18 protein-coding genes are annotated in these 22,969 nt (G+C 56.4%); 11 read left to right on the top strand and 7 right to left on the bottom strand.

The window, feature by feature from the left end:
* Window positions 1-18 precede the first annotated feature (18 nt).
* The 3 genes from A0U92_RS16910 (at window position 19) to A0U92_RS16900 (ending at window position 2,662) form a co-directional block, all read left to right on the top strand.
* Window positions 19-312 carry a YciI family protein gene (locus A0U92_RS16910; protein WP_077814131.1) on the top strand — a complete coding sequence of 98 codons (294 nt, stop codon included), beginning with the start codon at window positions 19-21 and terminating at the stop codon, window positions 310-312.
* On the top strand, window positions 309-728 hold the full coding sequence (locus tag A0U92_RS16905; protein ID WP_077814130.1) for an EVE domain-containing protein: 420 nt from the start codon (window positions 309-311) through the stop codon (window positions 726-728). Before A0U92_RS16910 ends, A0U92_RS16905 begins: the two co-directional genes overlap by 4 nt.
* Window positions 729-1,222: 494 nt before the next feature.
* A complete protein-coding gene (locus A0U92_RS16900) occupies window positions 1,223-2,662 on the top strand; it encodes a glucoamylase family protein (protein ID WP_077814129.1) in 1,440 nt (479 codons plus the stop codon).
* Between the two features lie 113 nt (window positions 2,663-2,775).
* Here the strand turns inward: A0U92_RS16900 and A0U92_RS16895 are convergent, their stop codons facing one another.
* From A0U92_RS16895 to A0U92_RS16885, 3 genes are all read right to left on the bottom strand, one after another.
* On the bottom strand, window positions 2,776-3,672 hold the full coding sequence (locus A0U92_RS16895) for a transporter (protein ID WP_077814128.1): 897 nt from the start codon (window positions 3,670-3,672) through the stop codon (window positions 2,776-2,778).
* A 143-nt stretch (window positions 3,673-3,815) separates the two neighbouring features.
* Window positions 3,816-6,254 carry a membrane-bound PQQ-dependent dehydrogenase, glucose/quinate/shikimate family gene (locus tag A0U92_RS16890; RefSeq protein ID WP_077814127.1) on the bottom strand — a complete coding sequence of 813 codons (2,439 nt, stop codon included), beginning with the start codon at window positions 6,252-6,254 and terminating at the stop codon, window positions 3,816-3,818.
* Window positions 6,255-6,600: 346 nt separating this feature from the next.
* On the bottom strand, window positions 6,601-7,638 hold the full coding sequence (locus A0U92_RS16885) for an ion channel (protein ID WP_077814542.1): 1,038 nt from the start codon (window positions 7,636-7,638) through the stop codon (window positions 6,601-6,603).
* Window positions 7,639-7,840: 202 nt separating this feature from the next.
* Here A0U92_RS16885 and guaD point away from each other — a divergent pair, with 202 nt between their 5' ends.
* Window positions 7,841-9,178 (top strand): guanine deaminase, encoded by a 1,338-nt coding sequence (gene guaD / locus A0U92_RS16880; RefSeq protein WP_077814126.1) that lies wholly within the window; start codon window positions 7,841-7,843, stop codon window positions 9,176-9,178.
* Window positions 9,179-9,298: 120 nt separating this feature from the next.
* Window positions 9,299-11,002 (top strand): OprO/OprP family phosphate-selective porin, encoded by a 1,704-nt coding sequence (locus A0U92_RS16875; RefSeq protein WP_077814125.1) that lies wholly within the window; start codon window positions 9,299-9,301, stop codon window positions 11,000-11,002.
* 160 nt (window positions 11,003-11,162) lie between these two features.
* Here the strand turns inward: A0U92_RS16875 and A0U92_RS16870 are convergent, their stop codons facing one another.
* Window positions 11,163-11,402, bottom strand: coding sequence for a (2Fe-2S)-binding protein (locus tag A0U92_RS16870; protein WP_077814124.1), 240 nt, complete (start codon window positions 11,400-11,402; stop codon window positions 11,163-11,165).
* A gap of 246 nt (window positions 11,403-11,648) precedes the next feature.
* On the opposite strand from A0U92_RS16870, the gene A0U92_RS16865 reads away from it, so the two are divergent.
* Together A0U92_RS16865 and A0U92_RS16860 are read left to right on the top strand one after the other, a co-directional pair.
* The gene (locus A0U92_RS16865; protein ID WP_236748199.1) at window positions 11,649-12,731 is read left to right on the top strand and encodes a glycosyltransferase; all 1,083 of its coding nucleotides are present in this window, start codon (window positions 11,649-11,651) and stop codon (window positions 12,729-12,731) included.
* 164 nt (window positions 12,732-12,895) lie between these two features.
* Window positions 12,896-13,510 carry a PadR family transcriptional regulator gene (locus A0U92_RS16860; RefSeq protein WP_077814122.1) on the top strand — a complete coding sequence of 205 codons (615 nt, stop codon included), beginning with the start codon at window positions 12,896-12,898 and terminating at the stop codon, window positions 13,508-13,510.
* A 357-nt stretch (window positions 13,511-13,867) separates the two neighbouring features.
* On the opposite strand, the gene guaA is transcribed toward A0U92_RS16860, so the two are convergent.
* Window positions 13,868-15,469, bottom strand: coding sequence for a glutamine-hydrolyzing GMP synthase (gene guaA / locus A0U92_RS16855; protein ID WP_077814121.1), 1,602 nt, complete (start codon window positions 15,467-15,469; stop codon window positions 13,868-13,870).
* Between the two features lie 153 nt (window positions 15,470-15,622).
* On the opposite strand from guaA, the gene A0U92_RS16850 reads away from it, so the two are divergent.
* From A0U92_RS16850 to A0U92_RS16840, 3 genes are all read left to right on the top strand, one after another.
* Entirely contained in the window at window positions 15,623-16,069 is a 447-nt protein-coding gene (locus A0U92_RS16850; protein ID WP_077814120.1) for a hypothetical protein, read from the top strand.
* Window positions 16,070-16,229: 160 nt separating this feature from the next.
* Window positions 16,230-17,339 (top strand): N-acetylglucosamine-6-phosphate deacetylase, encoded by a 1,110-nt coding sequence (gene nagA, locus A0U92_RS16845; RefSeq protein WP_077814119.1) that lies wholly within the window; start codon window positions 16,230-16,232, stop codon window positions 17,337-17,339.
* A gap of 359 nt (window positions 17,340-17,698) precedes the next feature.
* On the top strand, window positions 17,699-19,309 hold the full coding sequence (locus tag A0U92_RS16840) for an AAA family ATPase (RefSeq protein WP_077814118.1): 1,611 nt from the start codon (window positions 17,699-17,701) through the stop codon (window positions 19,307-19,309).
* 214 nt (window positions 19,310-19,523) lie between these two features.
* Here the strand turns inward: A0U92_RS16840 and A0U92_RS16835 are convergent, their stop codons facing one another.
* Window positions 19,524-20,984, bottom strand: coding sequence for a mannitol dehydrogenase family protein (locus A0U92_RS16835; RefSeq protein WP_077814117.1), 1,461 nt, complete (start codon window positions 20,982-20,984; stop codon window positions 19,524-19,526).
* A 104-nt stretch (window positions 20,985-21,088) separates the two neighbouring features.
* A complete protein-coding gene (locus tag A0U92_RS16830; RefSeq protein WP_077814116.1) occupies window positions 21,089-21,340 on the bottom strand; it encodes a GNAT family N-acetyltransferase in 252 nt (83 codons plus the stop codon).
* A 272-nt stretch (window positions 21,341-21,612) separates the two neighbouring features.
* Between A0U92_RS16830 and tcuC the strand changes: the two genes are divergently transcribed.
* Window positions 21,613-22,929: an MFS transporter gene (gene tcuC / locus A0U92_RS16825; protein WP_077814115.1), complete on the top strand. Its 1,317-nt coding sequence runs from the start codon at window positions 21,613-21,615 to the stop codon at window positions 22,927-22,929.
* Window positions 22,930-22,969 lie beyond the last annotated feature (40 nt).

Below are 22,969 nucleotides of genomic sequence, written 5' to 3'. Positions count from 1 at the left end.
TTCAACCCGGAGTCCCCTATGCTGTTCGCCATCATCTGCACTGACAAACCCGGCCAGTTCGAAACCCGTTCGGCCACACGGCCGGATCACCTCGCGTTTCTCAAGACCTATGTCGATCGCATCCAGTTCGCCGGACCGATGATGGGACCGGACGGCAAGCCTTCCGGCAGCATCGTCATGCTGGAAGCCACCGACAGGGCGGAAGCGGAAGGCTTCGCCGCCGCCGACCCCTATGCAAAGGTCGGTCTGTTCGAAAGCGTTGTCATCCGCCCCCTGCGCACGGTTTTCCGTGACGGAAAACTGGCCGAATGAGCCGGCACTACTGGCTCGTCAAATCGGAGCCCGACGCCTTCTCATGGGACGAGCAGGTCGCCAATGACATCGAGCCATGGACCGGCGTTCGCAACCATCAGGCCAAGAAAAACCTCGCGACCATGAAGAAGGGCGATCTGGCGTTCTTCTATCACTCGAATGTCGGACGCGAGATTGTCGGCGTAGTCGAAGTTGTGAAAGAGGCTTACCCTGATCCATCAGCCGAAAGCGGGTCATGGGTCTGCGTGGATGTGAAGGCCGTCGGCCCCATGCCGCGCCCGGTCACGCTTGCGGAAATCAAGGCGTCCTCCGAACTCGAAGACCTTGCGCTGGTCAGGCAGTCCCGACTCTCGGTCGTGCCCGTATCGGAAGAACACTGGGACATTCTGTGCGGGATGGGGGGCTGGCCGGTCTGACGTGGCCTTCAAGGGCTTCGCCCCAAGCCTCACAAAGAGACGCAGCCCCTTTGATTCCTCTATTTTAATATAAGAGGTGAAGGGATCTGTGATCCCTTCCGGGCGCAGGGCAAGAGCCCTGCTTTCTCTACCTGTTTGCCAATCCGTAAACGTACAAGACAGGCTTTATCCTGCGCCGGGGTGGAAACGAACACCCCATCCGTCTCAGCCTTTTGTATCGTCAGAAGCAAGGCCGGGCAGCCCTCCTCCCCCAGCACCCGATTTCATACCCGACCACAGAAGGTTCGCGTGGCTGCCTCGGAAACGGCCCACATACAGCTTCCCGATCGCTATCATTCCAACAGAGCAGACGGAGGGCTGAAGCGAAGCTGTTTGTCATAAAGTGTAAAAATCCGCCGGTAATGGGAGGTATGCGCTTCGCTAAAAGCAAAGGCTGTTTTACTGTCCCCGGGTTTGTTCGCTGGCCCGGAACAAACGGTCACACAGGAAGCAGAATGACTATCGCCCGTAAATCCGGACTTTGCGCAGTGGGCCTGATCCTTGCAGGTCTCTCCTCTCAGGCACAGGCCAACCAGACAGCGGCCCCTCCCTCAGTCGTCAGAATGACCACAACTGATCGCGCCATGGTTGATGATCTGGAGCATCGTACCTTTCTCTGGTTCTGGGAGGCGGCCGACCCACAGACGGGACTGATTCCCGACCGCTACCCTTCCCCACAGACCTTCGATAGTGTCGCGTCCATCGGCTTCGGCCTGACGGCGTACGGCATCGGGGCGGAGCGTCACTACATTACACGCGAGCAGGCCGCCGAGCGCACGCTGACAACCCTGCGTTATCTGTCCCGCCTGCCGGAGAATGACACCAGGGATCAGACATCCGGCTTTCATGGATTTTTCTACCACTTCCTCGATCCGAAAACAGGGCTGCGCCTGAACCCGGACATCGAGCTTTCCAGCATAGACACCGCGCTTCTGATGCAGGGCATTCTGTTTTCCCAGAGTTTCTATGATCGAAACACGCCGCAGGAAACGGAAATCCGCAGTCTGGCCAAAACTCTTTACAAACGGGTCGACTGGCGGTGGATGAAGCGCCCCGACAACCGCCTGAGCATGGGCTGGGGACCGGAACATCAGTTCATCTCGAACTACTGGGAAGGCTACAGCGAAGGCATGATGGCCTACATTCTCGGGCTCGGTTCGCCCGAGCAGGATCATGCCCTGACCCCGGCATCATGGCAGGCGTGGCTCAGCACCAATGACAGGCGCTGGGGTGAGTATTACGGCCAGACCTTTCTGAACTTTGCACCGCTCTTCGGGCATCAGTACAGCCACGCCTGGATCGATTTTCGCGGCATTCAGGATGAATGGGTCCGTGGGAAAAGCGTTGATTATTTCGAGAACAGTCGTCGGGCTGTCTATGCGCAACGCGCTTACGCCATGGCCAACCCTGGCGGCTGGCATGATTACAGCGCGACTGTCTGGGGACTGACCGCCTCCGATGGCCCCGGTGAAATCACGCAGAAGGTGGACGGCAAGGACAAACGCTTCATGTCGTATGTCGCTCGTGGCACAGGTCGGGACTATGTGCAGGATGACGGAACGATCGCACCGACCGCCGCCGCAGGGTCCATTGCCTTTGCTCCCGAAATCGTAGTTCCCGCCATACGTGAAATGAAAAAACGGTATGGAAAACAGGTTTATGGCAAATACGGTTTTGTCGACGCCTTCAACCCGAGCTTCCAGGATGGAAAAACATTCTGGTCTGATCGGGAATATGTCGGAATCGATCAGGGCCCCATTCTGCTCATGATTGAAAACTGGCGTGACGGATTTGTGTGGAATGTCATGAAGCGCAACCCGTATATCCGCACGGGCCTGCAACGCGCGGGATTTTCCGGCGGGTGGCTGGAGACAAAAAAACCTCAGTCAGAATAACAGGCTTGCAGAGCATCGTCTTTTTCTGGAAAGGCGATGCTCTGCGAAGTTTTTCGCAAAAACCCTTATCAAAAAAATTCATTGTTATTTAAAAGCGTTTTCGTAATCAGGCTTCATGGCCAGAGATAGACAAGCTTTATATAATAGGCGTTACTTTCCGGAATATTGCGCCCTTCCACGGAATGACTGTAACGGGCCGTCAGACTGAAATCCCATGAAATATTAAACATGATACCGGTTCCAAGCGCGACCTCCCGGCTGTTCGAATCATCCACATAACGATCCGCTGTCCTGTCGTATGTGCCAGTCACATTCTGCCAGTCGAACGCAAAGAACGGTTCGACAAGCTTGGTGGCTTTCCAGCTGAAACGCAGATTGCTGTAAAATACCACACCCGGCGAATAGCTGTGTTCTCCATTCTTGTGTTTTGTAGCCCCTACAACCGTTCCCACGTCACCATCGAAACTGAAATGCTTCCATTCATAGTCAAAGATAATACTTGAAATATTCGACCAGTAACCCGGCGTCAACGAATCCCGTGTGCCTGAGTTGGTCTGCATGAAGGTCTGTATGCCGAACGTGCTGTGTGAATTCGGCTTGAACCACGCTGCCGGCCCCACAATCGTCGGACCAAGCCCACCGTAGCTGGCACCATTGGCAAGAGTGTAATTTTCTGTCTGGATAATTTCGAAAGCAAAGCCGACATGGGGAATGGCGTCGAACGTGCGGAAATGCACATATTTCGTCATGCCGGACCAGGTATGACTTCCCTGCCCCGGCGTCCGCTGGCCGCCGGAGTTATAGTAGTTACCGGCGGCATTGCCGTCGCCATACTGCACGAGAACATTGAAAGGCTTGAAATCGACCGGCAGGTCATACTCGTGCGGACCAATGATCCCGAGCGTGACATCCGCAGCCTCCGCACTCACGACAGGCGCGAAGCTGAGCGCCGATACCAGAACACACGGCGCCAGCCGACGGCGCCAGAATGCGCTTTCTGTAGAGTACATGGATTTCGTTCCGGAATAGTCAGGAGAGCACGAGCCACGCTGTGTGACTCACGCAGTCCTTGTTGAAACCAGTTCAGATCAGCAGAAGATGAGGGGCAGAAGCGGATGACTGTGCCGCGACTTCTGCCCCCGTATTACGCTTCTTACTTCGCGGCCCCGTCGAGCGTGTAGGCGAGGATGTAATCGCCTGAACGGGTACCCAGCCCACCATGACCACCGGCGGCGATCAGCACATACTGCTTGCCGTCGACTTCATAACTCATGGGCGTTGCCTGACCACCGGCCGGGAGACGGTCTTCCCAGATCACCTTGCCCGTGGCGACATCGAACGCACGCAGATAGTCATCCGCAGTCGCGCCCATGAACAGCAGCCCGCCCTTGGTCACGATGTTTCCGCCGATGTTATACATGCCCGTGGGCAACGGCAGATTGGTGTGCGTCCGGAATGGACCCGTATCGCGTGTCGTGCCGACAGGGTGCTGCCATACGATCTTCTTCGTCACGAGGTCGATCGCGGTCAGAGTGCCCCAGACCGGACCCTTGCAGGGGATCTGCAGCGGATTAAGCCAGGGATTGGTGTAGGCGACATACGGCGTGCCGTAGTCAGGTGAAATGGCCAGAGCGTTGCCTTTTGCAGCCGGCTCGTTTCCTTCGCCCTGCCATTTCGGCAGCACGCCTTCCTGCTCAAGCTTGTTGCGATGATCGAGCTTGATCCGGAAAGGCAGATAACTCGCGTTGGCGAACATCAGCTTGCGGGCCGGATCGATGGTGATGCCCTGCCAGTCCACAATACCGTAGAAAGCCGGATAGACGATTGTGGTCTTGCCGACATGCGGTGGCGTGAACTGCCCCTCATAGGCCGACTCACGATATTCGAGGCGGCACAGCATCTGATCCAGCAGGGTGGCGCCCCACATGTCGGACTCCTTGAGGTCCGCCGGCGTCAGGCTCGGCATGGCCACAGGGAAAGGCTGCGTCGGACTGACCCGGTCATCGGACGCAACACCGGCTGTCGGAACAGGACGTTCCTCGACCGGATATCCGGGAACCGGCTGGCCGGTGCGACGGTCGAGAACGAAGAACTCGCCGCGCTTCGTGCTCTGCACCAGAGCCGGAACCGTCTGGCCGCCTGCATCCGGGAGATCGACCATCGTCGGACCGCTCGGAATGTCCATGTCCCACAGATCATGGTGGACCGTCTGATAGAGCCAGCGACGCTCACCCGTCACAATATCAAGGGCCACAGTCGCGCTGGACGTTGCGTCATCAAACGGACGACGTGACCCGCCCCAGTTATCCGGCGGCGCGTTACCCGTGCCGAAATAGACCAGACCAAGCTCGGGATCGGCCGTGTAAACACCCCAGGCATTCGGTGTGTCACGCGTGAGCATGTCACCCGGACCCGGCGTCCATGTCTCGGGAGTGTGGCCCGCATCCCACGCCCAGGCGATCTTGCCTGTCGTGGCGTCGAAGGCGCGCACAGCGCCTGAAGGTTCGAAGTTGGCCTGATTGTCAAAGATCCAGCCACCTGTGATCAGGCGGTTTTTCATGACCATCGGAGGCGAGGTGATGAAGTGGAAACCCAGCGGCACATTGCCCATGTAGTCGCGCATGGAAATGAAGCCGTGATCACCAAAGTCATCGCAGGGCTGACCGGTCTCGGCATTGACCGCCACGATGCGGGCATCAGCAACCGGCGAGTAGATGCGCTCACGGCAGGATGTCTGGATTTCGTCCGGAATGCGATAATAGGACACGCCACGGCAGGCGAGATAGACGTTCGAATCCAGATCGGCCTTGGCCGGCTTGGGATCGTACTTCCACTTGACCTTGCCTGTCCTGGCGTCCAGCGCCATCACCCAGCTATGTGGTGTGCAGATATAGAGGGTGTCCTTGACCTTGATGGGAGTCAGTTCAAGGTTGAACTCGTGGCCCGCATCAGGACCCGCGACCACGTCTTCGCCCATCTGCTGCGTGTCGCCGGTCCGTGTGACCCACGCCCGCCTGAGGTTGCCGATATTGGCCGGAGTGATCTGATCCAGCGGCGTATAACGCTGCCCCTGGGCATTGCGGCCATAATAGTGCCAGTCACCGGCGGGAACGCCATCATGCATGTCCGGCAGACTCGCTGCCATGCGATCAGCAGCGACCGTGCCGTTGATGGAGTAGGAAGAAAAGCAGCTGACAAGGAGCGCAAGACAGGAAACCGCCAGCGCCCCCAGCACCTCCCGCTTGTCGGTCAGCCAGACTGAGCCCGCACGCCAGACACCCGGGATCAGCAGCCACGCGCCAAGACCCACGAGCGTCAGAAGGCGAACTTCCAGTCCCCAGATGTCGAAACCGACTTCAAACAGCGACCAGACCGTCGCCAGCAGCAGGAACGCCGCATACAGGCGCATTGCCGTCTGTGGCTTGCGCAGCCCCAGAACCGCTGAGGCAAGCATGATAAAACCCGCCAGAGCGTAAAACCAGGAACCACCAAGAAAAAGAAGTTTAATCCCTCCCAACAAAAGAAATAATCCAAAAATTCCGAAAATAACAGAGGTTATTATTGACCATAACTTCACGCCATCCTTCTTCATTTTTATTTTCTTTCTTCTACAACTTCTATCTGTTTCGAAATTTTTATTTTTGTCTCGAAACAGAAAACTGCGCGGATCGATGACGCATTCACGCCAAACGCCATTTCCAAAACAAGAATTTAGAAATCAGAATCACAGGGAGTTGTTTTTCTTAACCCAAAACTGTATCGAATCTGATACAGTTTTGGGTGGTCAGCTGATGCAAACAGCGCCAGAATTTTTTTCTTGTGTATTGTTTATAAAAGAATAATTCCGGCCCAGCGCAATTTTTGCGCTTCCTGACAGCGGCATGAATTCCCTCTCATACCTCTTATACAGAATCCTGATACAAGACGTGACGGCGCCTTCAACCTTCAGGCTTGGCATGCGCCTCTGTATCGTGGAATTTTGAGTAATCCACCGCCAGACCACCAGTGGGTCGTGTGTGAATGATGTCTACAAAACGATGATTATTCAGAACCTTGTCAAACGCATAAGCCGTCCGGGCAAACACCGTCTGGCCCATGGCTTCATCCGTCCCCGTGACGGTCACAATGATCTCGGCCTCTTCCGCCTTCAGCTCTTCCAGTGAGCAACTGTGCAGGGGACTGGTCTCTGTCACCACATGCGCCAGCACGAAAGCGAAACGCAGCACCGGCACATGCGCCTGCACAAGCGTCAGAGGTTCGAAACGCCGCTCAAGGTGACCGTCATGCGTGACTATGAGTCGTGACAGCGCCACCTCGACATCCACAGAGAGGATAAGGCTGCGGCGACAGTTGGCGATCCGGATACACAGCACGGGAACACCGTTTTCATCCGACACGACCGCCTTGTTGCTGAAGATGATCCTCGCCCGAGGCCGTGCAATCCGGGCGAAAACAGCGCCTGCGGCAAGCGCATTGACCATCATGCCCAGCAACACCTCGAACGACACGATCACATTGGCGGCGACACCGCTCGGCACCATGCCGCCATAGCCAACGGTGGAAAGCGTCTGCACGCTGAAGAAAAACAGATCCAGAAATGACAGAGGGTGCGAACCCGTCACCTCACCTGGAACCAGCAGATAGAGACCGGCAAACAGGAGATTGACCAGCACATAAGACACGAACGCCCAGAAGGTAAAGGTCACCCAGCTTGCGGTCAGAGCATGATGATAAAGGTCTGACCAAAGCGCGTCCTGCACACCCACACGCACCACATCGATGTGCTTTTTCTCATCGAGAGCATGGGTCCGAAAACGGCGGATCGCTTCTTTTGTGGAAATATGCCGTTTCGTCTTGCGGTGAGCGTCCTCGGCAGATGGTGCGTGCGCTGTATCCTCTCGGGACGCTCCCTCCTGTCCTTCCCGCAAGGGAGCGGAACGCTGTTCATTCAGTCGCCGCCAGATCCGCTTCATCATGACCTCTTCAAGGATGAAAAGACACGGAAAAACAGGCCGCGCCACCCCTCTCCCCCCATACCGGCCTGCCCGGTTTCCAGCTACCGAAGCTTGCGCATGGAACCCCCGCATTCCCCATTTGACGAAAAATTCCCTATCCTCAGCGAAGCCGGTCCCACACGATTTTTCGGGTCCATTCGCAGATCAGACAGGGAATGCGTGAATGACCTCCAGCCGCAATCAAACCGCAGTCCGGGGCCGCATCGTCACCTTTCGGGACAATCCGTTCAGCGTTCCGCCGTCAGAGGCCCTGCTGGTGGAAGAGGACGGGCTGGTCATCATGGAGAGCGGCCTGATCACACAGGTCGGCGCCTATACAACACTCCGTGACACACTGAAGAAAGAGACGGTCATTGTCTCTTACGGCGATGCGCTGATCTCGGCAGGCTTCATCGACACCCATGTGCATTACCCGCAACTGCCGGTCATCGCATCATGGGGACAGCAGCTTCTGGAGTGGCTGGACCAGTATATCTTCCCTGCGGAAGCCGCGTTCTCCGATCCGCTGGTGGCGCGGGACACCGCCAGACGGTTCCTCGGCGAGTTGCTGCGTGCTGGCACGACGACGGCCGCCGTCTACTGCACGGTTCACCCGCAGTCCGTGGACGCCTTTTTCACAGAAGCCGAGCGGATCGGCGCCCGCATGATCGCGGGCAAGGTGCTGATGGACCGCAACGCTCCCGACGCCCTGCGGGACTCGGTGCAGACAGGCTACGACGACTCGGCAGCGCTCATCGGGCGATGGCACGGAAAAGGACGGCTATCCTACGCTGTAACACCCCGGTTCGCGATCACCAGCACACCGGAGCAGCTTGAAGCCGCCGGGCACCTGTTCCGTCAGCATGACGGGCTTTTCATGCAGACGCATCTTTCCGAAAATCTGCATGAAATCGAGACTGTCGCCCGTCTGTTTCCGGAGCGGTCTTCTTATCTTGATGTCTACGATCATGCCGGGCTGGTCGGTCCTCGCAGCATCTTCGGTCATGGAATCCATATCGGCGAAAAGGAGTTCTGCCGGTGTCATGAGAGCGCCGCAGGTCTGGCGCACTGCCCGACCTCCAATCTGTTTCTGGGCAGTGGTCTCTTCAAACTTTTCGAAGTACTGTCTCCCTTGCGTCCGGTGCGCACAGGGCTTGGCACCGATGTCGGCGCAGGCACCTCCCTGTCACAGCTCAGGACATTGGGGGAAGCCTACAAGGTCGCGCAACTGACGGGGCGCTCACTCCATCCGGCGCAGGCTTTCTGGCTGGCGACCGCCGGAGGAGCCCGCTCCCTGCATCTGGAAGACAGAATCGGCACACTTGCGCCGGGCATGGAAGCTGACCTGTGCGTGCTCGACCCACACGCCTTTCCTCTGCTCGATTACAGGACGTCGCGCTGCGAAAATATCGAAGAGCTGCTTTTCACGCTGATGACCCTCGGTGATGAGCGTTGTATTTTAGCCACATGGGTGGGCGGGGAGTGCGTCCACACGCGCGCGAATGGCTCTTTATACGGCTAGAAACCGCAGGATTCTGCGTGTGCAACAAAACTGAAATACCTGTGTCATTCAAGCTTCACGCCGTTTTTCGTGAGTAGCGATTAACAGGGCGTCATCCCACGGCTCCGGATCAAGAGAGAGATGACCCTGTCCTCCCGTTTCCTACTTCTTTCACTGACAGCACTGAGCGGAGCATCAGCCCTGTCAGTTTCCTCTGCGCATGCAGCAACCTCAGACAGCGCCGAAGTTGCTGCCCTGCGTCGTGAAATGGCCGAAATGCGCCAGGAGATGCTGAGCATGCGCTCCGAGCTGCGTCACCGGAACACATTCCCCACCAATCATGACGGTCGTCCGGCTTCCGATCGTGGCGAAGCGCATTCCTGGAAGAATGCTCGCGCAGCAGCAGCCCACACGCCGAACGATTATAACGGCGCTCCGGAAGCTGGCATCGGTTTCAATCAGCAGGCCAGGATCAACTATCACGCTTCGGGTGATGGTCGTCCGGCTTCTGATCGTGGCATCACCAGCTCGTGGGAAGATTTCAAGCGCGCCTCTGCCGGAACCGAAGTCGTACAGATTGGTGGTATGAAAATCGGCTTTCCTAATGGCCGTCCGACAATCCAGTCCGAAGATGGCAAATACGCATTCTCGGTCGGCCTCGCGTTCCATGAAGACTTTGGTGGTTTCATGGGCGTAACTCCCCGTCGCGGTGAAGCTACAGGAAAATTCAACAGCTTTACTTCCAACGCACGTCGTCTGCGTATTCCGTTCACCTTCCGGTACAAGGACTGGGTCGCCAACGTCACGCCTGACTTCGGTGCAGGTAACAATGACGGCACAGTCGGTCTATACGAAGCGAACCTGAACTACGCCGGTCTGCGCAACACCATCCTGACGGTCGGTTATTTCCAGCCACGCGTTACCGAAGAAGACGCCGAAAGCTCGAACGACTTCGAGATGATGGAGCGGCCCGGAATTACCGATATCGTGCGTAATATCTCCGCCAGTGACGCTCGTTTCGTCGTCGGTGGTCTGCACTACGAAAAACGCTGGTGGCTCGCCGCGTATTTTACGGGCCAGCAGTTTGGTGGACGTAACGGCAACGGTTACTATGGCGGCGATGGCGCTATCAGCGACAGCCAGACGGGCGGCATGCTTCGTGCCGCTGGTCGTCCCATCGCTACGAAAAACTGGGACCTGCATCTCGGTATTTCCGCCATGTCGGCTTTCAAGCCAAACAATGGAGCACATGGCCGCTCCTTCACCTTCAGCCAGCGCCCGGAAGTTAACCTCGGTGAGGACAGTCTTCTCGGTACCGGAGCCATTACGAATGTGGCTCAGGTCTGGGCAGCGGGTCCCGAAGTTGGCCTTCGCTGGAAAAGCTTCCTTATCAAGAGTGAATACTACCATATCGGCGTCAACCGCTCACGTGACGCATCCGGCCAGTCTCTCAGCAACCTGAACTTTTCCGGCTGGTATGTGGCTGCGAACTACACCCTGTTCGGTACACCACGTGCCTACAACTACAAGGAAGGCGCTTTCGCAGCTCCGGGCGTGAAAGAGAATCAGGAATTCAATCCTGCAACCGGTCACTGGGGTGCGCTTGAAGTCACGGGTCGCTACAGTGAAACGAATCTCAACAGCCAGCCGAACTCCGCCACAGGCGTCCGTGGCGGCAACCAGATTGTCTGGTCCGGTGGTCTGAACTGGTATCCGAACCGCCACTTCCGTGTCATGCTGGACTACAACCACTTCATCGATCAGCGGACCAATCACGACGGCCTGGTCAACATCGCAGGCCGCAACGGAAACTCCGTCGCTGCCCGTGTGCAGGCCGCTTTCTGATCCAGAACAGTCAGGAGAGGCGGGCAACATTCCGCCTTTACCGGATGAGCAGATCTGATTTTTCGGCAGATTTGATCGTCTGACACCATGCAAAAAGGCAGGGAGTGAAAACTCCCTGCCTTTTTGCATGGTGCTTCGGGCACACGAAACCGGCGACTGTTCAGGCAACGGCGCGGGGCATATCCTGCTGCGCCGAAAGCTCCAGAGACGCCATGACCACGGCTGGCGCATTGCGCTGCTTCAACGCTTCACGCAGCAAACAGACAACACCTTTGACACAATTGCCGCACTGCGCCCGACATTTTCGAGCCGCGTAGACCTCTCCGGGCCGCGTCGCTCCGGCTTCCACCGCAGCGCTTACATCGTGATCGGTCAGCCCGTTACAGGAGCAGATATACATCTACGCGCCTCATAGCCTCAACTTGAAGCCACATTAGCAGATAATGAGAACGCCTCGCAATAACATTCCTGTCACTCAGTTACAAAATCTGCGCCCAGAAGATAGGCTGCATTCGCTGTGCGGCATGATCTGACGTCAGATCGACCGGAAAGGAGGTAAATTCTTTCCGTTCTTACAAATATTTCATCTTTCGTTTTTCAGCCATCAGGAAGATATGTCACCCGAAACACTTGCGAGGGAAGCGATGTGAGCAACACTCCGCACATTCTACAGGTCATGGCGGCACGGGGGCATGGTGGAGCGGAACTCTATTCCACCGATGTCATACTGGGCCTGCACAAGGCCGGCGTCCGGCAGACAGTCGTTCTCCATCCGGATGCTCCACGCCTGAAAGAGCTCGAAGACGCGGGACTCGCAATCGAAACCGACATTCTCAAGCGCCCCGTCCCCTTATGGAGAAAATGGCGCATGACGAAGCTTGTGCGCCAGCTTGAGCCTTCCCTCATTCACTGCTGGATGCGGCGCGCAGCGGAGAGCATGCCCGCCAACGCCAGCCATCTTTCCGGCAATCGTCCCGTCATCGGCTGGTTCGGCAATTACCGCGACCTCAAACCATATACTCACTGCACGCATCTCGTGGGCTGCACGCCTGATATCGCAGAGCGGATGCGCGCCGATCCGGACTGGCATCCCGCAGACAACGCCACAGCGACAGACCGCATATTCTCCGCGCCGACCTTTTCCTCAGTCACACCCGAACCCGCACTCCCCCGCGAGGAACTCGATACGCCTCAGGATGCCCGTGTTCTGCTGACGCTCTCCCGCCTGCATGAAGCAAAAGGGCTCGAGACGCTCATTTCGGCCATGCAGCAGTTGCCGGACTGTTATTTATGGATGGCAGGCGACGGTCCGCTGCGCGCCGCGCTGGAGGAACAGGCAAGACAGGAAGGCGTGACCGACCGGATTCGCTTCGCCGGGTGGCGCACCGATCGCGGCGCTCTTCTCGCGGCGTCCGATATCTGTGTGCTGCCCTCACGCTACGAGCCGTTCGGAACCGTCATTCTGGACGCATGGTCCACGAAAACGCCTCTGGTGGCCTGCGCTGCGGCTGGTCCGCGTGCTTACGTTCGCACGGGCGAAAACGGCATGCTGACACCGATCGACGATCTTCCAGCACTTGTCAGCGCCCTCCGGTCGGTTCTGGATGACAGCACTCTGCGTGACCGGATTGTCTCTGGTGGATTGGCTGATTACGAGCACGGCTTTACGCCGCAGGCAGTCATCGACCGGTGGCGGGCAATCTATGACACATGCCTGTCTTCGGTCTGATCCCGCCTCCTTATCGCAGGCGGGCGGTTATCCCTGGATAAGATTATCCTGTGGGCGGCATATCGAATCAGCCGGACGTCGATAGTTACAATACGCAATCAATCCAGACTCAATGTCACAAAAACAGTCTTGAGTTATATCTTAAAACATATATATCGTAAGACATGTTTAAAGATCATGTATCCAGACATCACCCCTCCCGACACGCAGAAGGCGAACGCTCAAAAAGTCGCAGCCGGTTCGGTGGCGGTTCCCGTCACGGTTTCGGCAAAGGTGATTTTCCTGCCGGTCGCAAGCTCAGCTCCGGTGAACTGCAACTGGTTCTTCTGGCTCTTCTGGAGACCCAGCCTGCGCACGGTTATGAACTGATCCGTCTTCTCGAAGAAAAATCCGGCGGCTTTTACACGCCAAGTCCCGGCATGGTTTATCCTGCCCTCACCTATCTTGATGAGACCGGCCAGGTCACATCGTCTCCGGAAGGTAATCGCAAACTCTATACGCTGACCAATGAAGGTCGGGCGTTTCTCGAAGCAAATCGGGAACAGGCTGACAGCATCATCGAAACCCTGCAGCGAATCGGCAGCCGCATGGGCGAGGTGCGGGACGCCTTCTCAGGCGTCGACGACGCAGACCCACGCGCTTCCGACGAATTCCATGAGGCCCGCCATGCTTTCAAACAGGCCTTGATGCGTCAGCGGGGATGTCGTCCTGAAGAAAAGAGCCGCATCATCGATATCCTCAAGCGCGCCACGGCTGAAATTCTCAACAAACCTGAATAAATCAAAATCTTTTCCGTGGAGATGCGCATGAACCCCTTGTCGCGGTCAGCATCGGCTCGTGGCACCCACATAACGATACCATGATCAAAAACCGCCAAAATAATCAGAGAAATCTCTTTTTATTCAACTGGTTGCTGGAAATTAACACCATGACACCCACAAAGTGTCCGACATGGTATCGATAAAAATCATGGCATCAGCTTCAGTCAGTGCCACGCACTATGCCATAAAAAATAACTGCTTGGCGATACCGTTCGGTGCCAGACAGTGCCGGACCAAAAACCAAAAAAGCCCGCATTTCTGCGGGCTTTAAGGCGCTTTCATGCCGGGTGATGCTACCCTATGCCAGACGTGGGATCATTCCCACTCAATCGTGCCGGGCGGCTTGGACGTGATGTCATACGTCACGCGGTTGATGCCGCGCACCTCGTTGACAATGCGGCTCGCCACGCGGTTCAGGAACCCCATGTCGAACGGATAGACATCCGCCGTCATGCCGTCCGTGCTGGTGACGGCACGCAGCGCCACGGCCTGATCGTAGGTGCGGCCATCGCCCATAACACCGACAGTACGAACAGGCAGCAGCACGGCGAAGGCCTGCCATATGGCGTCATACAGACCAGCGTTACGGATCTCTTCCAGATAGATGGAATCCACCTTGCGCAGCAGGTCCAGCTTCTCGCGGGTGATGCTGTCGCTCGGAATGCGGATGGCCAGACCCGGACCGGGGAACGGATGACGACCGACAATGCTCTCCGGAATATCCAGCTCACGGCCAAGATCACGAACCTCATCCTTGAACAGCTCACGCAGCGGCTCGACGAGCTTCATGTTCATGCGCTCGGGCAGGCCACCAACATTGTGGTGCGACTTGATGGTGACGGACGGGCCACCCGTAAAGCTGACGCTTTCGATCACATCCGGATAGAGCGTGCCCTGCGCGAGGAACTCGGCGCCACCGATCTTCGCGGCTTCTTCCTCGAACACTTCGATAAACAGACGTCCGATGGTCTTGCGCTTGATCTCCGGGTCCGTCACGCCTTCCAGAGCAGAGAGGAACATGTCGGATGCGTCGCGGTGGATCAGCTTGATGTTGAACTGGCCACGGAACGTCTTGACCACTTCCTCGGCTTCACCGGCACGGAGCATACCGTGATCGACGAAGATGCAGGTAAGCTGGTCACCGATGGCCTGATGGATCAGCACGGCGGCGACGGAGGAGTCCACGCCTCCCGACAGGCCGCAGATCACCCGCTTGTCGCCAACCTGCTGACGGATCTTCTCGATCTCGACATCGCGGAAACGGGCCATCGTCCATGTGCCGGTGCAGCCCGCGACATTGTGCGTGAAGTTCTTCAGCAGCGCCGCGCCATGCGGTGTGTGGACCACTTCCGGGTGGAACTGCACGCCATACATGCGGCGTCCTTCATCGGCGATCACCGCGAACGGCGCCCCCTCGGACGTCGCCACGGCGCGGAAACCCGGCGGCAGTTTCGTTACCCGGTCACCGTGGCTCATCCACACCTGCTCACGACCGCCACGCGCCCATGCGCCACGGAACAGGGCGCAGTCCTCGGTGATCTCCACAAAAGCGCGGCCGAACTCACGGTGGTCGGAGCCTTCGACCTTGCCGCCAAGCTGGTTGCACATGGCCTGCTGGCCGTAGCAGATGCCGAGCACCGGTACGTTCAGCGCAAACACCACGTCCGGAATGGTTGGCGCGCCTTCATCATGCACGCTGGCCGGACCACCCGAGAGGATGATGCCACGCGGCGCAAAGCTGCGGATGCGCTCCTCGTTCGCCGTAAATGGCCAGATTTCGCAGTAAACGCCGCTCTCGCGCACACGACGGGCGATGAGCTGCGTCACCTGTGAGCCGAAATCAAGGATCAGGATCCGATCGGCGTGCAGGGAGGCATCGAGGGCGGGTGTGGCGGCGTCCTGATCGGTGGCGGACATGAAGGGCTCCTTAAGGCACGACATCGGGATGACGTACTACATTGCGGCATGCTTTTCGCGCGGTATAGGACGAGCGTGCGCCGACGTCACCCGTTTCCCACATATTCGGGTTAGGTTGGCATCTGCAACCCGTGTCAGCCAGAGGTCCCGTTCATGCGCTTTTCCGTTTCACACACGCTTCGCGCCCATCTGCTGATCGGAGGTCTGCTGGCCGGAGGTCTGCTTGATGGCATGGCCTTGCCCGCCTTTGCTTCAGCGCAGGATGATCCGCTCGGCGACTGGATCGGAACGCTGGTGACCGACAAGGGAACCTGCCCCGATCAGCACCCTTCCGTTCTGCAGGTGAGGTCTGAAAGGCTGTTCTTTGCGCCGGGCACCGGAACGCTGGTGCTGCGCGGTGTGCCGGACAAGAACCACAACCGCTTTCACGCCCAGCTTCTGCTCAAGGACATGAAGGGTCACCCCCTGCCGATGGTGTTCGAAGGCCATCCGGAAGGCGACACCATTGTCGGCGATTACGGCACGCCGAACTGCCGGGCGCATATTGTGCTGACGCGTCCTCAGGGGAGTGCGTGGAAGAACTTTATGGGAGGTCAGTGAAGGTTTCTGAAGCTTTTTGGAAAAAGCTTCACCAAAAACTTTTTCAAGTTAATCGGTTTCGGAGTGTGATGGCGTAACTACATGCGGATGACAGGCTTGCGAGGGGCGACCTCGCACCATATTCCCAAGATCCCTTCCGGCAACTGAAAGACCGTCCGCCATGAAACTGACCGGCCAGATCGTTCTCCCTGATCGCGTTGTTTCCGGTGAGGTGGTCTTTGACGAAACCGGCATCCAGTCCGTCACGCCGCGTCCCGATGCGGGACGGCGTTTCATCCTGCCGGGCTTTATCGACGGGCACGTCCATGGCGGCGACGGAGCCGACACCATGGACGGAGTCGCCGCCATTCACCGCCTCTCACGCTTCCATCTGACGCATGGCACCACGACCATCCTGCCCACCACCATCACCAGCCCCTGGCCCGAGGTGATGGACGCGCTGCGGGCCGTTGCGGAGGCGCGCAGGGCATCACCGGGGAATGGGCCGATCATTCACGGCGCGCATCTGGAAGGACCGTTCGTCAGCCCGCACAAGCTGGGCGCACAGCCACCGTTCGCCATTCCACCAACACCCGACCGTGTGAAGGAGGCGCTGGAGACCGGCATCGTCCGCGTCGTCACGCTCGCGCCGGAACTCGATCACGCCGACACCGCCATGCGCCGCTTTGCGGAAGCCGGTGTGCGCGTCAGTCTTGGCCATACCGTCGCCGGTTATGAAGAAACGGAACAGGCGATCTGCCGTGTCTGCACCGCTGGAGGCACCATCGGCGCGACCCATCTGTTCAACGCCATGGCCCCGATCCAGAGCCGCAATCCCGGTCCTGTCACCGCGCTGATGTGTAGCGACGCCGGGTATGCCGAGATGATCTTCGACACCCACCACGTCCACCCGGCCACGTTCCGTCTTGCGTCCCGCGTCATGGGTGAGCGGCTGCTGTTCGTGACCGACGCCATGCGCGGAACCGGGCAACCGGAAGGACCGAGCCAGCTTGGCGGACAGGATGTGATCATCCGTGACGGCGCCGTGCGGCTACCCGACGGCACTCTTGCGGGCAGCGTGCTGACGCTCGATGTCGCGTTACGCAACGCCGTGACGGTGGGCGGCGTGTCCCTCCCCGCCGCAAGCCGCCTCACCTCGACCAGCCCCGCCGCTTATCTCGGTCTGCATGATCGCGGACGTATCGCGCCGGGACTGCGGGCCGATCTGGTGGTGATGAATGAAGGGTTCGAGGTGGTGGAGGTGTTTGGGGGTGGGGAGAGGGTGGTTTGAGGGTAGGGTGCTTAGGCAAGAATGTGGAATGTGGGCTTCTAGGCGTGGATATTAAGCAAACTGCCGTTCGCTGCATTAATATCTATGAAAGCCCCAGGTTGGATCGAGCATTCATTTTGTCGGTCAAAAAAGCAATTAACCGGATGCTCAGCGGTCCCCCCAAAACAACTTCAAACATACCACTGTTATACGTCTTTATAGCTTGTCAATGAAGATATTCTCTGTATGTTCCGATTGATCAGGGATTGCTCAAACTTACTCTGGGCGGAAAGCTTTGTCACTACCGCACTTGTATTCAGCACTTATATCGCCATTGCGTAATGTAATATACATTATAGCATTTGTGTATTGGGGAACACATGTACTTTAATCTTAGCTTTCCCTGCTTGAATGCAGCCGTTGCCAATATTCAACTCAATACGGGTGAATTGATTTTTGTCTTGGGCGCTAACGGTACCGGCAAGTCAAGTCTGATGCAACGTTTCGTGAACCAGAATCCGGAGAATGTTCGCAAGATTTCCGCTCATCGGCAGACTTGGATGAACAACGATGCGCTTGAACTGACGCCGGCGACGAAATTACAGATAGAGATGAGTATAAAAAACGAAGATCGCCAAACGCGAGCTCGTTATAGAGACATCTATGCAGCACAACGCGCGAGCATGACTGTGTACGAATTAGTGAACGCGGAGAATATTCGGGCGAGGTCTATAGCTGCCGCGGTTGATGCTAATGACAGCGAAGGTGTCAACGAAGCTAAAAAAATCGAAGCGCCGATTGCTATTATTAACGAATTATTACGACAGTCCAACATCCCGATCAAAATTTCAATCCACGCAAATGAACGCCTGATGGCAAGTAAAGACGGTGGTCCTGAATACAGCGCGGCAGAGTTATCTGACGGTGAACGCAATGCGTTGATGATCGCCAGCGACGTCCTTACCGCGCCACCGGGAACGCTTTTAATCATAGACGAGCCCGAGAGGCATCTTCATCGCTCGATTATCGCTCCACTTCTTAGTCTGCTATTTGAAAGACGCTCAGACTGTGGATTTGCTGTCTCCACACATGACCTTGATCTTCCTCTTGAGTTACCGCGCGCACGAACGCTCTTGATCCGCGCTTGCGATTTCCAAGGTCAACATGCGTGGCAATGGGAAGCCGATGAATTGCCCGCAGACGCGCCAATTGACGATATTCTTAAACGCGACCTTCTTGGCGCTCGCAGGAAAGTGCTGTTCGTCGAAGGTACCGAAAGCAGTTTAGATAAGCCTCTTTATAGTCTCATCTTTCCGATGGTGTCTGTGATACCGAAAGGAAGTTGCCGAGAAGTCGAAAATGCCGTTGCCGGAGGCCGTTCTGCTGAAAATTTCCACTGGCTACAAGCGTTCGGCATTGCTGATGGTGACGGTTACGATCAGGATCAGATCGAAGCAAAACGGCTACGTGGCGTCTATGTGCTGCCGTTCTACTCAGTTGAAGCGATCTACTTCCATCCTGAGGTCATAAAGAAAATCGCTATTCGCCATACAGACGCTGTCGGAGGGGACGCAGCTGCAATTGCAGAGAAAGCTATCTTGCGCGGTATCGAGGGTATCGCTCTTCACACGGAACGCTTGAGCAAAAATATTGCAAAAAAGGCATTACGCAAGCTGATCATGGATCAAATTCCGAACGACGATGATCTTCTCGACGGACAAGAAGTCGCAGTCACAAATAACGGCCCTCATATTCACGCTACGAAAAAAGCAAAACTCGACAGGGCTGTTGTGGCCAAAGACTGGATCACAATTCTCACGCAGTGCTCAGTGCGGGAGTGTAAGGCGCTCGATAATATCGTTGCGACGCTTGGACTCCGCACAATCGCAGAATACGAGAAAGCAGTGCGCCATTTGCTTACGGTTGATAATGACGCGCTCGCATTTGTGCGAGGACTTTTTGGACTACTTCCTGCAGACCTTGAAATCTGATCGTAATTTTCCACGCGATGGAGCAATCTGGGCTTTTTATATGGTGGAGATTCTGTGCGCATCTGAATAAATCATGTCTACTCTACTATGCGGAAAGTTCTTTCGTAGAATTTATATCCGATACAAGGCAAAACTCGATACACTGAAACGCCGTCAATAAACAGAATCAAAGAGGCCGCGCCCCTTTGTGGGGTAGGGGGCAAAGCCCCCGCCATCAGCGTACAGGCAACGCCGCCTTCACCCCTTTTTCCCGGATAATCTTACGGATTTCAATCACTTTCTGATCGAGAGCCGTGGTATCCAGATCCCGCCAGGCGTCGAAAGCGGGCAGACCTAGCGCCGCGACGAAGTCGTCAGACTTTGCGAGTTTCCACTGAGCGTCCTTGAACGTCGGTTCGTTTGGCGTGTAGTGATCGCCCTTCTCGTTCACACCGCGCAGCATTTCGAGATAGGCCGCCATGCCGAACGCAATGCGGGCAATGTCTCGCTTGCTTTCGAGCGCCTTCCTGACCGTATCCGTCCAGAAGACCTGAATCTTCGAGCAGCCATCACCCGCAATCCGAAGTGTCTGATCGCCCATCGCTGCATTGGAGAAGCGGTGCAGCACACTGTCTCGATACTCTTCAAGGCTCAGACCTTCTGGCGCCCTGAGTGCAGGCATGACATCCTCGTTAAGGAAAGTCTCGACATTGCCGCGCAGATCAGCATCTTGCACCGCTTCCGCCACCGTGTCGCAGGCGACGAGAACGCCGGGGAAACACAGCATGATGTGCGAGGCATTGAGCATGCGGATCTTCACCTGCTCATAGGGCGTCACATCCTCAACGAACTGCACACCGGCTTTTTCCAGAGGCGGTCGGCCGTTCGCAAAGCGATCTTCCATCACCCACTGATGAAAATCTTCTGCAATCACTGGAAGATCATCATTCAGGCCACTTTCCCTGTTCAGTTTCTCATGGATATCGGGCGTGACGGTAGGGGTGATACGGTCCACCATGCTGTTGGGAAATGTGGCGTTTTCCTCGATCCACCTGGCCAGATCGGCGTCACGGGCGCGGGCATAGCCGAGGAACGCCTTGCGGGCGACATTGCCGTTATGCCGCAGATTATCGCAGGACATGACAGTAAAAGCGGGCAGTCCGGCCTCACGACGACGCCGAAGTCCCTCCACCACGTAGCCGAAGACTGTTTCTGGCCTGTCCGGATTCTGAAGGTCCGTCTTGACGTCTTCATCATTGAGATCGAACTCACCCGTTTTCTCATCCATGTTGTAACCACCTTCAGTGATGGTCATGGAGACGATACGGATCTCCGGATCGACGAGGTGTTTCAGCACAGCCTCAGGATCTGCGGGAGCAAGAAGGTAGTCTCGCAGGCATCCGATGATCCGCGTGGAGTGTTCCCCGGACGGAGCGGTTGCTGTCAGCGAGTAGAGGCAATCCTGACTGGTAAAGGTTTCAGCCTTCTTTCTGGATCGCTCGCTGCCCGTAAGCCCGACTCCGACAATCCCCCATTCCGGATCATCCTTGAGAATTGCATCAACATAGAAGGCTTCATGAGCACGAAAAAAATTGCCGACACCAAAGTGAAGAATGCCATTCTTTATCTTTCTGATATCGTAAAGAGGCCCATTCACTCCGGCCGGAAGACTGGAAAGAGTCTTTTCCGTAATCATGTTTTCCGTTCAACTCCACATATAATTTTTAATACCATATGGCAGAATGAGATATTTTTCAAATAACGGTGAATAATGAATTTTTAATTTCCAATAATCTATTATTATTTCATATTCTTTTTCATCCACGCGGTTGCGAATGAGCAGCGCGATGCCAGTTTCAGATTCTCGGCCTGCGCAACGTCATGAGCATGACGCACGAGCGCCGACCCCACGCCGCGCCCAGCCAGAGCTTCGGGCACGTCCGTATGCAGGATAATCAGGTTCCCGTCTGATTTCTGATAGTCCAGCCATGCCGTGATCTGGTCGACTTCCGTTTCAAAACGATTATCGGCCTGATTGTCGCGTATGTTCATAAAACCTCCTGTCTCGCCGGTTCCACCTGTCGGAAAACACGCGCCACTCACATAAACGCCTGACCGGGAGAGAGTTTCTGCAGCCCCAAAAAGACTGTGTGTCTCGATGCTTCCGGTCTTGATCCTGAAGTGCGACAAACATATCACTTTTTCGTCGTAAAGCGGACAGGCGGTATTTTATGGATGGACACATTTGAAACAAATGCATGAATTTGAGCGTAAGGCGTCAAGTGAATTAGAGGCCAGCCCAAAACCGAGAATGTGACCAGTCCATGAACAGCACCTCCGCGTCAGACACGTCCCAGCCAGTTTCCGGAGAACACCGGCGTACACCGCATCCTGTGCGGGCCATCATTCAGGTCACCAGCGGAAACATGCTGGAAATGTACGACTTTATGGTGTTCGGTTATTACGCGGCGGCCATTGGCGCGGCTTTTTTTCCTTCGAAAGATCCGTCAGCCCAGCTTTTGCAGTCATTCGCGACATTCGGCGCGGGATTTCTGATGCGCCCGCTGGGAGCCATCATTCTGGGCGCTTACGTGGATCGGATCGGCCGGAGAAAAGGACTTCTGCTCACACTCGCCCTCATGTCAGTGGGAACACTCTCCCTGACTCTGACACCCAGTTATGCGACAATCGGGTTTGTCGCCCCATTGCTCATTCTGTGCGGCCGCCTTTTGCAGGGCTTCTCCGCCGGTGTCGAACTGGGATCAACATCCGTCTATCTCTCCGAGATCGCAACAGAAAGAACGCGCGGCTTTATCGTCGCCTTTCAGTCGGCCTCCCAGCAGGTCGCCGTGATGGCCGCCGCTGCAATCGGCGTGGCCCTGACGGCGTTCATCGCTCCTGAGCAGATGGCGTCATGGGGCTGGCGCGTTCCCCTGCTTATCGGCTGCCTGATTGTGCCTGTTCTCTTTTTTCTACGGCGTAATCTGAAAGAAACTGAATCCTTTGAGAAAATCCATCACCATCCGACATTCCGGGAAACGCTTTCAGCTCTCCTGAAAGACTGGCGGATCTGCCTGACCGGCATCATGATGGTTCTGATGACCACCACATCGTTCTACGTCATTACAGCCTATACACCGGCCTTCGGACACGCCGTTCTGCATCTGTCATCGCGTGACGCCCTGATTGTGACACTGCTCGTCGGACTGACAAATTTTCTGGCATTGCCGTTATTTGGCGCGCTGTCTGACCGTGTCGGGCGCAAACCTCTTCTGATTGGCTCAACACTCATTGCGATCGCAACGGCGTGGCCAGCCATGAAATGGCTTACAGCAGATCCTTCCTTCCTTCATCTGATGGTTGTCGAGTTATGGCTTGCACTCATTTACAGCGCCTATAACGGCGGAGCTGTCCCATTCCTGACGGAAATAGTGCCTCCCCGCATACGGACAACAGGATTTTCCCTGGCGTATAGTCTGGCGACCTGCATCGGTGGTTTCACCCCGGCCATCTGCACCTGGCTGATAGGAACAACACATGATCGTTCCATGCCCGGACTATGGCTTTCGCTTGCCGCAGCCTGCGGTCTGGTCGCCACACTGATTGCGCGTCCTTACGACAGGACAGGCTCTGCTTCCTGACACGCCATCAGTCAGCAACCAACACTTCAATTCATAAGAA

Source organism: Acetobacter aceti (assembly GCF_002005445.1).
In the GTDB taxonomy this organism is placed as follows: domain Bacteria; phylum Pseudomonadota; class Alphaproteobacteria; order Acetobacterales; family Acetobacteraceae; genus Acetobacter; species Acetobacter aceti_B.
Note: the sequence above shows the minus strand (reverse complement) of the source record. Positions and strands in the feature narration are given on the sequence as shown.

What these genes read in the sequence shown, in the direction of transcription:
- A0U92_RS16860 (WP_077814122.1), top strand. Translation starts at nt 12,896, where the DNA reads ATGTTTAAAGATCATGTATCCAGACATCACCCCTCCCGACACGCAGAA.
- A0U92_RS16850 (WP_077814120.1), top strand. Translation starts at nt 15,623, where the DNA reads ATGCGCTTTTCCGTTTCACACACGCTTCGCGCCCATCTGCTGATCGGA.
- A0U92_RS16910 (WP_077814131.1), top strand. Translation starts at nt 19, where the DNA reads ATGCTGTTCGCCATCATCTGCACTGACAAACCCGGCCAGTTCGAAACC.
- A0U92_RS16900 (WP_077814129.1), top strand. Translation starts at nt 1,223, where the DNA reads ATGACTATCGCCCGTAAATCCGGACTTTGCGCAGTGGGCCTGATCCTT.
- A0U92_RS16905 (WP_077814130.1), top strand. Translation starts at nt 309, where the DNA reads ATGAGCCGGCACTACTGGCTCGTCAAATCGGAGCCCGACGCCTTCTCA.
- A0U92_RS16870 (WP_077814124.1), bottom strand. Translation starts at nt 11,402, where the DNA reads ATGTATATCTGCTCCTGTAACGGGCTGACCGATCACGATGTAAGCGCT.
- A0U92_RS16840 (WP_077814118.1), top strand. Translation starts at nt 17,699, where the DNA reads ATGTACTTTAATCTTAGCTTTCCCTGCTTGAATGCAGCCGTTGCCAAT.
- A0U92_RS16835 (WP_077814117.1), bottom strand. Translation starts at nt 20,984, where the DNA reads ATGATTACGGAAAAGACTCTTTCCAGTCTTCCGGCCGGAGTGAATGGG.
- guaA (WP_077814121.1), bottom strand. Translation starts at nt 15,469, where the DNA reads ATGTCCGCCACCGATCAGGACGCCGCCACACCCGCCCTCGATGCCTCC.
- A0U92_RS16895 (WP_077814128.1), bottom strand. Translation starts at nt 3,672, where the DNA reads ATGTACTCTACAGAAAGCGCATTCTGGCGCCGTCGGCTGGCGCCGTGT.
- tcuC (WP_077814115.1), top strand. Translation starts at nt 21,613, where the DNA reads ATGAACAGCACCTCCGCGTCAGACACGTCCCAGCCAGTTTCCGGAGAA.
- nagA (WP_077814119.1), top strand. Translation starts at nt 16,230, where the DNA reads ATGAAACTGACCGGCCAGATCGTTCTCCCTGATCGCGTTGTTTCCGGT.
- A0U92_RS16890 (WP_077814127.1), bottom strand. Translation starts at nt 6,254, where the DNA reads ATGAAGAAGGATGGCGTGAAGTTATGGTCAATAATAACCTCTGTTATT.
- A0U92_RS16830 (WP_077814116.1), bottom strand. Translation starts at nt 21,340, where the DNA reads ATGAACATACGCGACAATCAGGCCGATAATCGTTTTGAAACGGAAGTC.
- guaD (WP_077814126.1), top strand. Translation starts at nt 7,841, where the DNA reads ATGACCTCCAGCCGCAATCAAACCGCAGTCCGGGGCCGCATCGTCACC.
- A0U92_RS16885 (WP_077814542.1), bottom strand. Translation starts at nt 7,638, where the DNA reads ATGATGAAGCGGATCTGGCGGCGACTGAATGAACAGCGTTCCGCTCCC.
- A0U92_RS16875 (WP_077814125.1), top strand. Translation starts at nt 9,299, where the DNA reads ATGACCCTGTCCTCCCGTTTCCTACTTCTTTCACTGACAGCACTGAGC.